The following is a 16,429-nucleotide window of genomic DNA, read 5'->3' on the forward strand; positions in this document are numbered from 1 at the left end:
GCGCCTGAGTGGTCCGACGGTGCGTCGCGTGCGGCCGCACGGAACCCTGGCCGGCCCCGGGTTCCGTGCGGCCGTCGGCTATGCCGGGAGAATGTCGTCGAGGTAGCCCCCGCGGAACTTGCCCCGCGGGTCCAGGCGGTTCGCCAGGGCGGCGAAGTCCGCGAAGCGCGGGAACATCGCCGCGACCTCGCCCGGCGTCGCCACGAAGATCTTGCCCCAGTGCGGGCGGGCACCCAGTGGGAGCAGCGCCGCCTCCAGGTCGCGCAGCACGGTCCGGACGGCGTCGATGTCCGGCCGCCACGTGAAGTGCAGGGCGAGGGTGTCGCCGTCGAACGGACTGAGCCACAGATCGTCGCCCGCGACGGTACGGATCTCGCCGGCGAGCAGCAGCGGCGCGACCGTGCGGCCGAGCCCGCGGACCGCCCTGATGGCCTCGGCGGCGTGTTCGCGCGGCACCAGGTACTCGGACTGGAGCTCGGCGCCGGTCGAGGGCGTGTGTTCCGCACGGAAGTGCGGAAGACGCTGGTGCGCCGGTCCGGGCACGCCGCCCTGGACGGTGCTGGCGGCGGGGTCCTCGCCGGCCAGCGGATGCATGGGGCCCGGGGCGTCCCGCGCGCCCAGGCCGAGCAGGAGGTCCCGCGCGGACCGGCGTGCCTGGCCACCGTCGCCGCTCCCGGTGTCCCGCGAGGAGCTGCCGTCCGCCCGGGACTTCAGCCACACCTGCGAGACCGAGTCCTCACCCCAGCGGGTGAAGGCGCTGACCGAGTACGCCGAGCCGGTGATCGTGTCCAGTTCGGCGAGCAGGGCATCCCAGGGCAGGTCGACGACGACATCCTGACGGACCTCGAACGCGGGATCGGTGGCCGTCTCGACCCGCGTCACGACGCCGAGCGCCCCGAGAGCGACGACCGCGCCCGGGAAATCGGCGTCGCCGCGACGCAGCGTGCGCGACGCACCGTCAGCGGTGACGAGCTCCAGCCCGACGACGTCGCTCGCGAGGCACCCGTTCGTGTCACCCGATCCATGGGTCGCGGTGGCGACCGCGCCCGCCAGGGAGATGTGCGGCAGCGATGCCATCGTCCGCAGTGCCCTGCCCTGTTCCAGCAGCGCGTCTCCGGCCTGGCCGTACAGCAACCCGGCCCGCAGCGACGCGACACCCGTGACGGGGTCGACGACGACGGCCGGGCGGCCGTCGTCGTAGGCGTCAAGCAGGACGTGGGTACCGGTCGTGTCCGCGACATCGCAGAAGGAGTGCCGAGAGCCCAGTGCCTTGACCCGGCCGGAACCCCCGATGATCTCGGCGAGCTCGTCCGGAGTCCCCGGCCGGGCGACCGCGCTCGCCGAATAGGTGAGGTTGCCTGCCCAGTTCACACTGACGTCGTTGCGCACAGCCACAGGGTGCCACGCTACGAGGCGCCGACCGGAATCGGTCTCATCGCCGGGTGGTCAGGCGGTCGCCTTCTCCTCCATTCGCAGGCGCTCCGGGACTCCGACCATGTCGAGGACTCGTGTGACCTCGGCCGATGGATCGCGCAGGGTCACCGTCGAACCTGTCTCCTCCCCAAGCACGAAGACCTGGAGGATGAACGCGATCCCGGAGGAGTCGATGAACGAGACGTCTCGGGCGTCGACGACGACCGGTGCCGGGTCGGGCCGGGAGGCGAGGGAGGCCATCGCCTGGCTGGCCGCTTCCCGGAGCTGAGCGTCGACCTCGCCCCACAGGGTCAGGATCGATCCCTCGTACACGTGCCGGCAGGCGATCCCCGATCCGGGGCGTCCGGACTCTGTTGACGGGTCGGAAGAGCTCGGGAGAGAGTCCATGTCTTCGTACACTCCGTTGTCAGTGCTTCGACCATTATTTGACGTGCCCTTGGCGCATTGCCACTTCGCTGTGACGCACCGGGCCCGGAATTCGACTGGTTCGAGTCTTCACCCATCGGACCAAAGAGTCCAGTCCTGACCCGTTAAGTTCACGTTGCGCGAAGTCAAGATCACGTGACGCCACCTCAACGAGCCGCAGGAGGCGCCGGTTCCACTGTCGCCCTGCTCGCCAATTTCCTCATGAATGCTCCGAATTTTGGTCAAGTTCTCACTCGTTGCATCTGTCCACCCATACTGCGGCGCGGGGGATGAGCTGCCGCTGGTCAACGAGGTCGCCCACGCGGCGGCCGGGGGGGGCGACGCCGGGCACTGTAGTACCCGGACATGAATCCCCGGTTTCCGTCTGCTGACGCCTCGCTTCCGGGCCGCTGCGCGGAGGCTCGTCCCGGACACCACCTCCTTGCTCGAGAAGGACCCTCAGGCCTCGCGATCCCCGTCCTCGGGGTCGTCCTCGTCGGGCTCGTCCTCGTCCCGCCGCCGTACGAGCGCCGAGGCCGCGACCGTGCCGACGACGCCGGTCAGCGCGTCGGTCTGCCCCGACGACCCGTCCGGAGAGTCGGACGACGGCGTGGACTCCGCCTCGGGGTCGTCGCCCGAAGCGGGGTCGTCCGAGTCGCAGTCCGACGGCTCCGAGTCGTCCGTCCCGCCGGCCGGCTCCTCGACCGAGTCGCCGTCCGTCACACCGTCGGTCGAACCGGGGTCGTCCGCAGACTCGGAACAGGCCGCGTTCGAGTCCCCATCTGTCTCGCTACCCGTCTCGGCCGACTGGTCCGGCTCACCCGACCCGCTCGGTTCTGGCGACGGAGTCGGGTCATCGCTCGGGGACGGCGACGGAGTCGGAGTGGGGTCACCGCTGGGCGACGGGCTCGGCGTCGGATCGCCACTCGGGGACGGCGACGGCGACGGCTCGCTCGGGGACGGAGTCGGAGTCGGAGTCGGGTCATCGCTCGGGGACGGCGACGGAGTCGGAGTGGGGTCACCGCTGGGCGACGGGCTCGGCGTCGGCTCACCGCTCGGCGAGGGGCTCGGCGTCGGCTCACCGCTCGGCGACGGGCTCGGCTTGGGTGTCGGCCGGGGCGGCTTGGACGACGGCACCGATCCGTCCCCCGGGTCCTTGCTCGGGTCGTTCGACCCGCCGGACGTGCCGCCGCCGTTCGGCTTCTTGGCCGGGGTCACCGCGGGTCCGTCGCCGGGCTTCGCCTTCGTCGGCGGCCGGTAGCGCGGATCGTCCTCGGAGCTGACGTCCGAAATGCCCACGGCCCGATTCGGGATGGCCCCCGCCGCGAAGAACTCGAAGTGCCACGGCTCGGGCTTCGACCCGTTGAGCCGGGCCCAGGCCGGGTTGTCCCAGCCGTAGTCCGGGCCGTGGACGCGGAGCCAGGCATACTCGGCGCTGCGGCCCGAGCTGATCGGCACGCCGAGGTCGACCGCGATCCCCCAGCCGTGGTTCGAGGTGCCGGGGATCGCCGCCAGGGTCGGCTTGCTCGCGCGAAGTCTCACCTGGGACTCGAGTGTCCGGTAGGAGTCCGTCATGGGGATGCTCCGGCCGAACCGCTTCTCGTACTCCGCGTTCAGTGCGGTGAGGCGCTCGGCCGCGTCGCAGCGCAGCCGATGTCCTGGCGCGAACGTCAGCGGGCACAGGACATCGACCGGAATGCGGCCGTTCGCGAAGCCTGCCGTGGAGAGGCTGAAGGCATCAACGATCGAGACCAGGTTCTCCCGCAGGCGCGGATCGGCGGAGTCGGCCACCTCTCCGGGGCCGGCGGCCGGGATCGGGGCGACGACGAGCGCATCCGTGGTGGTGGGGTCCATGAGCCGCGCGAGCCGCTGCGCCGCGACCACGAGGTCCTCGTGAGTCACCAGCACGTCGTGGTCGTGAGCCTCCGCCTCACCGCGGCCCGAGTCGTCCGCGCCCAGGTCGTCGACCGGGTTGGCGCCCAGGCCGAAAACGCGCGAGACCTCGGTCACCGTCCCGGCGTCCCCGTCGCCGCCCTTCTGGTCCTCACCCGGCGCCTCGTCGCCCCGCTCCGAGTCGGGCTTCTCTGAGTCGGGCTTCTCGGTGTCAGGCTTCTCGGAGTCCGCCGGCTCATGCTCCGCGTCGCTCTCGTCCGCGTCGCTCTCGTCCGCGCGACCGGCCTCTTCGCCGACCACCGCGGGAAGATCACTCCCACCCGCGGCCGGGCCGACCACGGACCCGTCGCGCGGATCCAGCACACCCGACGCGGCGCGGATCGCCTCCTGCTGCCCCCGATAGGTGATGTACAGCATGCCGAGCTCGGCGGCGGCCTGCGCGACCTGCGGGTCCATCGACGCACCCTGCTGAACGGCGAGTTCGTGCGCACGCTCGAGAACTCCCAGAACCTGGTCGACGGTGACGCTGTCGCTCGAGAAGTCGGCCGGGGACGCGGCGTAGGGGCGCAAGGGCGCGTCCGCATAGCCGATGCCTCCGCCCTGAGGCAGGCTTCCGCCCGAACCGAACAGCACGGCGGCCGCGACGGCCGCTCCGGTCACCGTCGCCGCGATCCGCCGCGCGCCGCGTCGATGCGTGCGCAGGAAGGCAGCTCCCGGCAGCCGGGACCGCCACGGCAGCGCCCTCGGTCCGAGCGTCGCGGCCCCGGGCAACGCATCGTCCGCCGCCTCATCGGCACCGTCCGCGCGTTTCCGCGGAGAGGAATCGCTCGGGCCGCTCATGGACACTCCCCCTCGGTCGATGGGTTGCAGGGCCGACTCCGTCGCCACCCCAACCTCGGTACTGCGCCGTCGCATCCTTGCACATCGCTGACACCGGCCGGCGTGCCGTGAGCTGCACCCTCCGGACGACATCGTGTCCTGCTCGGATCGAGCGCCGTGAACGCCCTCCTCGTGACGATCGTGTCATCGTCGGCCAGGCTGATCAAGGCATGGACCACCCACGGGTGATAACGGACACCTCGGGACACATCACCGCAGAGGCCCGACGGCGCCCGCGGCCGCCGCGACGAGGACCCCCTCCGCCACCAGGCTCGTCACCGCGTCGATCTCGGGCGCCGGCACGCGGTCCGCGCCGGGACCGCCCACCGCACCCCGAACGACGTCGTGCACCGCACGCGTGCCCGGCGCGATCTGCTCGAGACCCCACGGGACGGTGGCCGTCGGGGCGGTGGCCGTCGGGACGGTGGCCGTCGGGGCGGTGGCGTCGGTCCGCCTCGCCTCGGCGTCGGCCACCCGCTCCGCGAGCCGCAGGTCGAGCGCGCGACAGGCGGTCATGATCTCGATCGCCAGCACGCGGCCGAGTCCGTCGACCGCCCTGCGCAGCTTTCGGGCGGCCGCCCAGCCCATGGAGACGTGGTCCTCCTGCATCGCCGAGCTCGGGATGGAGTCGACGCTGGCGGGCACCGCGAGCCGCTTCAGCTCGCTCACGATCCCGGCGGCGGTGTACTGGGCGATCATCAGCCCGGAGTCGACACCGGCCTCGTGCGCGAGGAACGGGGGCAGCCCGTCGTTGCGGTTCTTGTCCAGATGCCGGTCGGTCCGGCGCTCCGACATGCTCGCGACGTCCGCGGTGGCCACCGCCACGAAGTCCAGCACGTAGCCCACCGGGGCGCCGTGGAAGTTGCCGCACGACTCCACACGCCCGTCCTGGGTGACCACCGGGTTGTCGACCGCCGCGGCGAGCTCACGGTCCGCGACGTCCGCCGCGTGATCCAGCGTGTCCCGCGCCGCACCGTGCACCTGTGGTGCGCATCGCAGGGAATAGGCGTCCTGGACACGCGTGCAGACGGGCGAGCCGTCGTCGTAGGTGGCGCGGTGGCTGGCCATGATGCCGCTGCCGGCGAGCAGAGCGCGGAGGTTCGCCCCCGACACCGCCTGGCCGGGATGCGGACGCAGCGCCATCAGGTCCTCCGCGAACGGGGCGTCGCTGCCGAGCAAGGCCTCGACGCTCAGCGCGGCGGCGACGTCGGCGTGCGCCAGAAGGTTGCGCAGGTCGTGCAGGGCCAGGATCAGCATGCCGAGCATCCCGTCCGTGCCGTTGATCAGCGCGAGCCCCTCCTTCTCCGCGAGGGTGGCAGGAGTGATGCCGGCCTCGGCAAGGGCCTCGGCCGCCGGCCGGAGGGCACCGGGGGCAGGCGTTCCGTGCGGGACGGCCGTCGCCGGCTCGTCGGCGAAGCGTTCGACGACGCGCACCTCGCCCTCGCCCATGGCGGCGAGCGCGACGTGGCTCAGGGGCGCGAGGTCGCCGGAGCAGCCGAGCGAGCCGAACTCACGGACGACCGGCGTGATGCCGGCGTTCAGCATGTCCGCGTAGACCTGTGCCGTCGCGGGGCGCACGCCCGTGCGACCGGTGGCGAGGGTGTTCAGGCGTAGGAGCTGGAGGGCTCGGACCACCTCGGCCTCGACCTCCGGACCGGTTCCCGCGGCGTGGGAGCGGACCAGGCTGCGCTGCAGGTCGGTGCGGCGGTCAGCTGGGATGTGGGTGCGGGCCAGCGCCCCGAATCCGGTGGACACTCCGTAGTGCGGGCGCGGGTCGTGGGCGAGGTCGTCGATGATCTGCCTGGTGGCGGCCATGCGGGCGTGGGCGGCGTCGGTGAGGCTGACGCGGGCTCCGTGCCGGGCCACGGCGACCACCTGCTCGGCGGTGAGCGGGTCGCCCGTCAGGTCGACGGTGGTGGGGGTCGCCGGCGCGGCACCCGGGATCGCCGGGCGAGCCGATGCGTGTGACGTGGTCATGGTGTCAGTGTGCCCCGGATCTGCCGCACCGGGCTGCCACCCGACCGCGGGAACGCCGCGCCGGAGGGGCGATGGCGGGTGGTACTAACCTGGCGCTGCCTATACCTGATACATCACAATATGGCCGACCCATGGGACACAAAGGTCCTAGCCATCAACCCCGAGGACCCCTCGAGGTCCCCGTTCGAGGAGCACCTTCGTATGACCTCCCCTGACACCGAGACCAACACCCCCGAGACCAGCGGGAACAAGGCGGACGACATCGCCGGGAAGCTCGCGGAAGCCGTGACCGAGGCAACTCAGAGCGACGCGACGTCGGAGGCCGCCGAGGAGGAGGACCCGCAGACGGTCGTCTTCAGCCTGGTCGGCTTCTTCATGGCCTACATCCCGATCGTCGGCGTGATCGTGAACGCCATCGCCGTCGCCAAGGCCGGCAAGGAGGGCTTCGACCTCTTCCTGGCCAAGTGGGGCCTGGTCCTCGCAATTCTGTCGACCGTCGGCGCGCTCATTCTCGTGGGCCTCGGCTTCTGGCTGGGCGTGGAGGTCGGCAGCTCCGGAATGTGACACCTCGGGGCGCCACGACCACGCGGCCCGTGGCGCTCTGACAGCCCGGCGGGCAGGCCGTCGCGGGCGCGAGCAGGCCGCGCGGGTGGCGGGCAGGCCGTCGCGGGTGGCGGGCGCGCCCCGTCGCGGGTGGCGAGCACGCCATCGTGCTCGGTCGTAACGCATCCATGGTGCGCAACGGCGTGGTGGCCGCGGGCACGCGGCTCCAGCCGCCCAAAATATCCGTATTTTTCACCCAGGTGTCACGTGGTCGACACACGGCGCGGGAAGCATCAGAGATCGGCAAAATGTCGGTCCAGTTCTCGGAAGGGAACCCTCAATGATGCAGGCCCAGCCCACTCCGTCGTCGTCCGCGAACGCCTGGTCCCCGGTCACGGGGGTCCGTCTCCGGGCCGTCCTGGTCGCGGCCCTCACCGCCCTTCTCGTGCTCGCCACCCTCGCGCTGCCGGACCGCGCCTCGGCATACCCGCCGGACCTTCCGTCGAAGTCGCAGGTGCAGTCGGAGCTGAACGCGATCACCGTCGAAGCCGAGGGATCGCGCTCGGGGTACAGCCGGGACAAGTTCCCGCACTGGATCAGCCAGGGCAACAACTGCAACACCCGAGAGCTCGTCCTGCAGCGCGACGGCAGCGGTGTCACGGTCGGCTCCGACTGCTACCCGGACTCCGGCAGCTGGTACAGCCAGTACGACGGCGAAACCCGCACGGTCCCGTCCGAGATCTCCATCGACCACATCGTCGCCCTGGCCGAGGCCTGGGACTCCGGCGCGAACTCGTGGACCACCAGCCGCCGCCAGGCGTTCGCCAACGACCTCGACGGCCCGCAGCTCATCGCCGTCACCAGAGAGATCAACTCGTCCAAGAGTGACAAGGACATCGCGGAGTGGGTGCCGCCGCTGTCCAGCAAGCGGTGCGCCTTCGCCAAGATGGTCATCCACACCAAGTACCGCTGGGACCTGTCGATGGACCCGGCGGAGAAGTCGGCCGCGCAGACCTACCTCAACTACTGCTCCTACTGACCGGGCGCCCGCCGAGCGCGGCTCGCGACCCCTGCGGCCAGGAGCGGGACTCGGGGGTTCGGCGACGAGGACGGCACGGGCCGAAATGAGGTTGCCGATGCTGGGAGAATGGTGGGTCGTGAGCAGCGAGTCATCCCCCACCAGCATGTCCGACGGCGGATCCGTGCTGCCGGGCGACGGAGCCGCTCCTTCCGCGGGTGCGGGACCGGACCGCCTGTCGGCCGACCACCAGCCGTCCGTCGGCCAGGAGTCCGTCGGCCAGTCGTCCGGCCGGCGAGAGCCCGGACGGCAGGCGGCGGATCGGCAGGCGGCGGATCGATCCCGGTCGGGACGTGGCGGGCGACGCCGTGGTGGCGGGCGGGGTCACGCGTCGCAGTCCAGGCCCCAGAAGATCACGCGGGCGGAACTCGACCGCGCGGCCGCCAAGCGCGCCGCCGTCGTCGTCCCCCCGATCACCTACCCCGAGCAGCTTCCCGTCTCCGCCCGGCGCGACGACATCTCCCGCGCCATCGCCGACCACCAGGTCGTGGTGGTCGCCGGCGAGACGGGCTCCGGCAAGACGACGCAGCTGCCCAAGATCCTGCTCGACCTGGGCCGGGGCCGCACCGGCCAGATCGGGCACACGCAGCCCCGCCGCATCGCGGCCCGCAGCGTCGCCGAACGCATCGCGGAAGAGCTCGGCACGGACCTCGGCGACACGGTCGGCTACCAGGTGCGGTTCACCGACCGGTCGACCGACGAGACGCTCGTCAAGGTCATGACCGACGGGATCCTGCTCGCCCAGATCCAGCGCGACCCGCGCCTGCTCGCCTACGACACGATCGTCGTCGACGAGGCCCACGAGCGGTCCCTGAACATCGACTTCCTGCTCGGGTACCTGGCGCGGCTGCTGCCCACCCGGCCGGACCTGAAGCTGATCATCACCTCGGCGACGATCGACTCGGAGCGGTTCGCCCGGCACTTCTCCCCCGCCTCGCTGGCGGAGGAGGGCGGGGCGCCGGCCGCCGTGGTGGACGTGCTGCCCGACCAGGCGCCCGTGGTCGAGGTGTCGGGACGTACCTATCCGGTGGAGGTGCGGTACCGGCCGCTCGTCCCGGACGACCGGCGCGCGTCGTCGGACGACGACGAGGCGCCCCGAGGCCAGGGCAGCGGCTCCGGGCAGGGTGGCCGGAAGGCGTCCGCGGGCTCTGCGAGTCCTCGCGGCGGCGAGCGGGGAACGCGGTCGAGGAGTGCCGGACGCGGCGGCCGGGAGGAGGAGAAGGACCTCGTCACCGGCATCATCGAGGCGTGTGACGAGCTCATGCGTGAGGGGACGGGCGACATCCTCGTCTTCCTGTCCGGAGAGCGCGAGATCCACGACACCGCAGACGGTCTCGCGGGCCATCTGCGGGACCGGGCCACCGACCCGCGGCACCCGCAGTACACGGAGATCCTGCCGTTGTACGCGCGGCTGAGCAGCGCCGAGCAGCACCGGGTGTTCCAGTCGCACTCCCACCGGCGGATCGTGCTGTCCACGAACGTGGCCGAGACGTCGCTGACCGTGCCGGGGATCCGCTACGTCGTCGACCCCGGAACGGCGCGCATCAGCCGCTGGTCCAAGCAGACCAAGGTGCAGCGGCTGCCGATCGAGCCGGTGTCGCAGGCGAGCGCGAACCAGCGCGCCGGACGGTGCGGCCGCGTCGCCGACGGCATCGCGATCCGGCTCTACTCCGAGGACGACTTCTCCAGCCGGCCCGAGTTCACCGAGCCGGAGATCCTGCGCACGTCACTGGCCAGCGTGCTGCTGCAGATGGTGTCGGTGGGTGTCGCCGAGTCCCCGGGCGACGTCGCCCGCTTCCCGTTCGTCGAGGCACCGGACACGCGCGCCGTCCGCGACGGCGTCCAGCTCCTGACGGAACTGGGAGCGTTGGAGACGACGGCGGACGGCGAGCGCGGGCCTGCAGACAGCCGGTCCGACGACGGTCGCGGGACCGGTACGCCCCGCACCCGGCTCACCCCGGTGGGCCGCATGCTCGCCCAGCTCCCCATGGACCCCCGGCTCGCCCGCATGGTCGTGGAGGGCGACAAGCTCGGTGTCGCGCGCGAGGTCGCGATCGTCGCGGCCGCGCTGTCGATCCAGGACCCACGGGAACGGCCCGCGGAGGAGCGGGAGCAGGCGGACCAGCAGCACGCCCGGTTCCGGGACCCGTCGTCGGACTTCCTGACCTATCTGAACCTGTGGGAGTACGTCCGCGAGCGCCAGCACGAGCTGTCGGGTTCGGCGTTCCGGCGGCTGTGCAAGGCGGAGTACCTCAACTTCCTGCGGATCCGCGAGTGGCAGGACGTCGTGGCGCAGTTGCGGGAGATGTCCAAGCCGCTCGGGATCGACATGGCCTACCGGCCGCGTGGCTCTCGCGACACGGGCGGCGCGCCTTCCCCGGGCCAGGGGCCGGCTCCGTCCTCGGGAGAGGCGGAGCGCTCCGTTGCCGCGACGGTGTCACGCGGGGAGAACGGTACGGAGCCCGGCACGCCGACGTCGTCGTACACGAGTGCCTGGGACGGCGACACGATCCACCGGGCCCTTCTCGCCGGGCTGCTCTCGCACCTCGGGATGCAGGACACGGGTGAGGTGAAGGCGAGTGCCGTCGCGCACCTGCGGGGCGAGGCGCGCGAGCGGGCGCTGCGGCGGGCCAAGAAGCAGGCGCGGAACGAGTACATCGGGGCGCGGGGGGCGCGGTTCGCGATCTTCCCCGGATCACCGCTGAGCAAGAAGCCTCCGGCATGGATCATGGCGGGCGAGCTGGTGGAGACCTCTCGGCTGTGGGCGCGGGACGTGGCACGGATCAAGCCCGAGTGGGCGGAGGAGCTGGCGGGGCCGCTGGCGCGCCGCACCTACTCCGAACCGCACTGGTCCACGAAGCGCGGCGCGGCGATGTGCACGGAGAAGGTACTGCTGTACGGCGTGCCGATCGTCGCGGACCGGAAGGTGCTGTACTCGCGCGTCGATCCCTCCGCGGCCCGGGAGCTGTTCCTGCGGCACGCGCTCGTGGAGGGTGGGTGGACCACGCATCACCGGTTCTTCGCGGAGAACCGCCGGCTGCTGGACGAGGCGGGCGAGCTGGAGGCCCGGACCCGACAGCGCGGGATCGTCGCGTCCGAGGACGACCTGTACGAGTTCTACGACGAACGCGTGCCGGAGCACGTGGTCTCGGCGGCGCACTTCGACAAGTGGTGGAACAAGGCCCGGCGCGAGCAGCCCGACCTGCTGACCTTCACGATGGACCTGCTGGTCGGGGACGCCTCCGTGGACACCGACGAGTTCCCGGAGACGTGGCCGCAGGGCGACCTGTCGCTCCCGCTCACGTACCAGTTCGCGCCGGGTTCCGGAGCGGACGGCGTCACGGTACACATCCCGGTGTCGGTGCTGCCGCGCGTCGCGCCGGACGGCTTCGACTGGATGGTGCCCGGGCTCCTGGAGCAGTTGTGCGTCGGCACGATCAAGTCGCTGCCCAAGGCGGTACGACGCGACCTCGTACCGGCGCCGGACTGTGCGCGCGAGATCGCGGCATGGCTGCGCGCCGAGTGTCCGGCCTGGGAGGACATGGCCCGGGCGGGTGACATGGCCGAGCCGTTCACGGCCGCGTTCTCGCGCGCCGTGCGGGCGATCCGGGGGATCGTCGTCCCGGACGAGGTCTGGACGCCGGAGCGGGTGGAACGCCTGCCGGACCATCTGCGGATGACGTTCCGGGTGTTCGAGCCGCGCGGCGGGCGACCCCGCAAGCAGGGGAACGCGGGACAGGAAGGTGCGGACGTCGTCGTACTCGACGAGTCGAAGGACCTGCTCCTGCTCCAGCGCACGCTCGCGAAGCGAGCGGAGTCCGCGGTTCGCGCGGCCGTGCGGGGTGCCGTGGGCCATGCGCTGGCTGAGGCGCAGGCGAACGCCGGTGCCGTCTCGCGCCCCTCGGCCGCGCGGGAAGGCATCGGGGCCGGTCAGGCCGGCGCCGAGGCCGGCCGGCCCGCGGATGCCCGCCCGGCCCCTGCGGGGGCGCGGCAGGGTTCCGGCGCGGCAGGTGCGGGTGGGGTCCCCGGCGCGCATGGCGGTTCGGCTTCTCGGGCCGACGGCGCAGGTGGTGCTGGCGGCGCCGGTGGCGGTTCGGCCTCCGGGGCCGGCGTGGTCGCCGAGCGGGAGAACCTCACCGGGTGGCCCGACGGGCTGGATGGCGGGGTGCTGCCGGGCGTCGTCTCGACCGACGTCGGCGCGGGGATCGTCGTGCGCGGGTATCCGGCGCTCGTCGAGGAGCGCGGGCCCAAGGTGAAGGGAAAGGCCCGGGACACCGTCGTCGCGCTGCGCATCCTCGCCGACGAGTCCGGGCGGGACGCCGCGCACGCGGCCGGGGTGCGGCGCCTCCTGCTGCGGGAGACGGCCCTGCCGGCCGCACGGATCACGTCCCGCTGGTCCGGGACGCAGTCCCTCACGATGGCGTCCAGCCCGTATCCGAGCACGGACGCGCTGGTCACCGATCTGCAGCTGGCCGCCGTGGCAGGCCTGACGGTGCCGGAGGCCGAGCGGCGGTACGACACCCCGTCCGGCGGGCCCGACGCGACGACGATCCGGGACGCGGCCGCGTTCGCCGCCGCCCGCGACCACGTACGGCAGCATCTGGAGGACGAGGTGTACCGGGTGGTCGGGCACGTGGTGGCGGCGCTGTCGGCGCACCGCACCCTGGAGGGCGAGATCCGGGGGCAGTCCAGCCTCGCGCTGCTGCAGGTGTTGCAGGACCTGCGGGAGCACGCGGCGGCACTGGTGCACGACGGGTTCGTGTCACAGACACCGCCGCGGAGGCTGCCGCACCTGGTGCGCTACCTGCGCGCGGCGTCGCACCGGCTGGCGAAGGCGAGCGAGAACCCGAGCCGGGACGCGGACCTCGCCTGGCGGGTCGGCGACGTGACCCAGGCGTGGGAGAAGGCACGCGCCGCGTACGCGACGGGGACGCCGGACGCCGCGCGTGCCGCGGAACTGGCAGAGGTGCGCTGGATGCTGGAGGAGTTCCGGGTGAGCCTGTTCGCCCAGCAGCTCGGCACGGACGGCCCGATCAGCGAGAAGCGCATCCGGAAGGTGCTCGCACCGAGCGGGTGGTGACGCGCCCGGCCCGGGTCAGTCGTCGCTGGGCATGAGGATCCAGAACACGATGTAGGCCAGCACCTGCGGGCCCGGGAGCAGGATCGACGCGACGGCAAGCACGCGCAGCAGGGTGACGTTCCACCCGAAGCGCCTCGCGATGCCTGCGCACACTCCGGCGATCATGCGGCCCTGACGAGGACGGGACAGTGTCTGCGTGGTCATGACCTCACGCTATGTCGCACGGCGGGCAGACGGTATCGGGTGGTCCCCCGGTTCTTCCCTGAGCCGGGTCACCCCACTCAGGGACCGAACCCGGGCGCCGCTGTGCCGGCGCCGCGCGCCACCGGCGGGGCACGACACCGAAAGGCAGTCATGCCCCGCCGCTCGCGCCTCCGCACGGGCCCTCAAGGGTCCGGGCCCGCGCGGCCTTCAGCCCTGCATCACCGGAACAGCCGCCTGGCCTTTCCCAGGTCCAGGAACACCGTCTCGCCCGTGGCGTCGTCGAGGGCGTCGTTGTCCGTGACGGCGTAGACATGACCGTCGCCGCCGATCGTGAGACCCTCCAGCTTCTCCTGGGTCCAGCCGTTCGTGGCCCGCAGGGCGGGGAGAACGTCGATCGCGAGTTCCTTGTCCAGCATCGCGACGTGACCCGGAGCCGGGTCCCGGTGCGGCAGGTCCACCGTGTACACGGCCTTGAGCGCGGCATCGGGCCCGTTGAGCTTGTCCCGCTCGATCACCGCGAGCGTGTCGCGGTCGACGACGGTCACCTCGGACAGGCCGATCCAGTCGCCCTCGGCGGCCGTCTCCTCCAGCTGGTACCCGAACCAGGTCCACTCGGCGCTCGCGACGTCGTAGCGGCCGATGCGCGCATAGCCGCCCCGGCCGTCGTCGGACGTGAGCCCCCGCTGCAGCGCGACGAACAGGTGCTCGCCGTCACGGTCGACCAGGCCCGAGACGCCCTCGACGCCCCACTTGCCCAGGCCCGCGGCGACGTCGTCGGGGAGCGACACCCGCTGCTGGATCTCCCCGGACTCCGAGACGCGCACCAGTGCGTTCTCCGGCCCGGTCTTCCCCTCGGCGCCGAGCCAGAACCCGCTGCCGACGCGTGCGGGCCGCGCCCACAGTCCTTCGACGTCCAGCGCGGCCGGCTCACCGCCGTCGGTCACGACGATCTCGCCGTCGATCACCGCCGGGCCGCCGCGCCGCGGCGTTCGCACCGAGTACAGCGAGGTCGGCACCTTGGCCGAGTCCGACGCCGTCCACAGGTGGCGCCGGTCCGCCGGGTCGGCCGAGAGCGCGCCGAGAGCGGTCCAGCCGATCGGCGTGCCCGCGGTGACCTGCCGGTCGCCGTCGGGCCCCGTCGTGTACGCCCCGGCGGTTCCCGGCACGTCGGCGGACACGATCGACGGGAACTCCGTGGCCGAGAACTGAGCCAGCCGTCCGGGCGCGCCGGCGCCGCGAGCCGTGCCCGTGTCCCGGACGTACCGCCCGCCCTTGCCGAACACGGTCACGGCGGAACGAACGCCGTCCTCGGCCGCGTCCTTCTCGGAGGACACCACCAGCAGGTCCCGCTGCGGCACGGGCAGCAGACCCTCGGGACCGTTCGTGGTGGCCAGCACCTGCACGAACCGCGGTGCGGCGGCGTCGGACACGTCGTACACGGCCACGAAGTTCGACCGCTCCGACCCGACGAACGCGTACCGCACGCCGCCGAGCTCACCGACGGCGATCCCCTCGATCTCGACGCCCTTGTTCTCGGTGCGGCCGTCGTTGTGCAGGCCGACCCGCGCGGCCAGGTGCTCCAGGGTGTTCCCGGCGTCCCAGACGACCTCACCGGTGGTGGCGTCGAAGACGGACCAGCCGCGGGTGCCGCCCTTCCAGTCCCCCTCGTTGGCGGTGGCGACGTGGGCGTCGTCGACCCAGGCGATCGCGTCGGGCTCGCGCGGGGCGGCGGCCAGCTCGCCGGTGAGGTCGATCGCGTCGTCCTCGACCGTGTCGACGCCGGTCAGCGCTCGCTCCCCGGCGGAGAACACCGACGTCACCTCGCCGGACGCGACGTCGATCAGCACCACCGCGTTGTTCTCCTGCAGGGTGACGGCGGCCCGGGTGCCGGCGGGGTTGATCGCCACGTACTCGGGTTCGGGGTCCACCGGGGTGTCCACCCCGGCATCCGCGAGCGCCGGGAGCGCGGAGCCGTCGGGCGCTGTGAGCGGGACGGGGCGTGCGGACCAGTCGGTGGGGTCGGTGCCGGGGAGGTCGATGATCTGGACGAACCCGGCGGGTGCCTGGGGCAGGTTGCCCTCGTCACCGTCCGGGGCGTCGTCGGCGGGGACGTCCTCGTCGCGTTCGTTCTCGATGGCGACGACGGCGTGGCCGCCGTCCGGCGTTACGGCGATGGAGTCGGGCTGGCCGCCCAGGTCGATCGAGCGGACCTTGGTGCGGGTGGCCAGGTCGACGATGTCGAGCCGGCCGCTGGGGTTCGTGTAGCTGTCGGAGGTGTTGACCACGACGAGCACGTGGTCGCCGACGACGGCGACGGAGGTGGGTTCGTCCTCGGCGTCGCCCAGTTCGGCGAGGCTGAGCGAGCCGAGGCCGCGCGGGTTCGCCGGGTCGGTGATGTCGAGGAAGCCGATGCGGCGTCCGGCGGCGTCGGTGTAGACCACCGTGCGGCCGTCCTCGCTGACGGCGGAGATCTCGGCGACGGTCTCGTCGGCCGGGTCGACTCCGGCCGGCGCGTTCTGGAAGACCGGGTACGTGGCGAGGCGGTGGAACGCCGTGGCCTGGCCGAACGTGGGGTGATGGGCGGCCAGGTGGTGGGAGGCGGGCGCGTCGAGCCCGCGGACGACGGCGGAGGCCGGGGCCGTTGCCGTCAGGCTGAGCGCGAGGGTGGCGCCGGAGGCGATGAACGCCGCTGCGCGTCGGGTGCGGATTCTCTGGGTAGACACGGAACCAGGCTGGTGGGGGTGGGTGGCCGGGTGCCCGCCATCGGGTGACCGGACGGTGTCCCGCGCGTGAACGAGGCGAGGGATGGAGGGCGTGAGGCTCGGCGGCGCGCGAGGACTCGTGACCGTCACGGCGCGGGAGGGACTTGTGACCAGGACGCGGGAGGACTTGCGACGGTCGCGGCGCGCGAGGGTTCATGACGCTCGCCGGTGTGC

At 72.4% G+C, this 16,429-nt stretch carries 9 protein-coding genes; 3 read left to right on the forward strand and 6 right to left on the reverse strand.

All coding sequences use genetic code 11. The annotated features are described in order from the left end of the window. Positions 1–78: 78 nt before the first annotated feature. The 4 genes from HGK34_RS07510 to hutH all read right to left on the reverse strand — a co-directional run bounded on the left by HGK34_RS07510 (position 79) and on the right by hutH (position 6,588). Complete coding sequence (locus tag HGK34_RS07510; protein ID WP_201845956.1) at positions 79–1,389, reverse strand: D-arabinono-1,4-lactone oxidase; 1,311 nt, start codon at positions 1,387–1,389, stop codon at positions 79–81. A gap of 57 nt (positions 1,390–1,446) precedes the next feature. Further along, the gene (locus HGK34_RS07515; RefSeq protein WP_201845957.1) at positions 1,447–1,821 is read right to left on the reverse strand and encodes an STAS domain-containing protein; all 375 of its coding nucleotides are present in this window, start codon (positions 1,819–1,821) and stop codon (positions 1,447–1,449) included. A gap of 477 nt (positions 1,822–2,298) precedes the next feature. After that, positions 2,299–4,572 (reverse strand): M15 family metallopeptidase, encoded by a 2,274-nt coding sequence (locus tag HGK34_RS07520; protein WP_201845958.1) that lies wholly within the window; start codon positions 4,570–4,572, stop codon positions 2,299–2,301. A gap of 249 nt (positions 4,573–4,821) precedes the next feature. Next, complete coding sequence (gene hutH, locus HGK34_RS07525) at positions 4,822–6,588, reverse strand: histidine ammonia-lyase (protein WP_201845959.1); 1,767 nt, start codon at positions 6,586–6,588, stop codon at positions 4,822–4,824. Between the two features lie 201 nt (positions 6,589–6,789). Between hutH and HGK34_RS07530 the strand changes: the two genes are divergently transcribed. The 3 genes from HGK34_RS07530 to HGK34_RS07540 all read left to right on the forward strand — a co-directional run bounded on the left by HGK34_RS07530 (position 6,790) and on the right by HGK34_RS07540 (position 13,289). Continuing rightward, positions 6,790–7,152, forward strand: coding sequence for a hypothetical protein (locus HGK34_RS07530; RefSeq protein WP_201845960.1), 363 nt, complete (start codon positions 6,790–6,792; stop codon positions 7,150–7,152). 319 nt (positions 7,153–7,471) lie between these two features. Further along, complete coding sequence (locus HGK34_RS07535; protein WP_244666517.1) at positions 7,472–8,170, forward strand: HNH endonuclease family protein; 699 nt, start codon at positions 7,472–7,474, stop codon at positions 8,168–8,170. Between the two features lie 145 nt (positions 8,171–8,315). Beyond that, positions 8,316–13,289, forward strand: a complete 4,974-nt coding sequence (locus tag HGK34_RS07540) for a DUF3418 domain-containing protein (RefSeq protein ID WP_201845988.1) — start codon at positions 8,316–8,318, stop codon at positions 13,287–13,289. Positions 13,290–13,304: 15 nt separating this feature from the next. On the opposite strand, the gene HGK34_RS07545 is transcribed toward HGK34_RS07540, so the two are convergent. Further along, positions 13,305–13,493 (reverse strand): PspC domain-containing protein, encoded by a 189-nt coding sequence (locus HGK34_RS07545; protein ID WP_201845961.1) that lies wholly within the window; start codon positions 13,491–13,493, stop codon positions 13,305–13,307. Between the two features lie 218 nt (positions 13,494–13,711). Further along, positions 13,712–16,216 (reverse strand): esterase-like activity of phytase family protein, encoded by a 2,505-nt coding sequence (locus HGK34_RS07550; RefSeq protein WP_201845962.1) that lies wholly within the window; start codon positions 16,214–16,216, stop codon positions 13,712–13,714. Positions 16,217–16,429: the final 213 nt, after the last annotated feature.

It is taken from the genome of Myceligenerans indicum (assembly GCF_016742955.1).
Classification (GTDB): Bacteria; Actinomycetota; Actinomycetes; order Actinomycetales; family Cellulomonadaceae; genus Myceligenerans; species Myceligenerans indicum.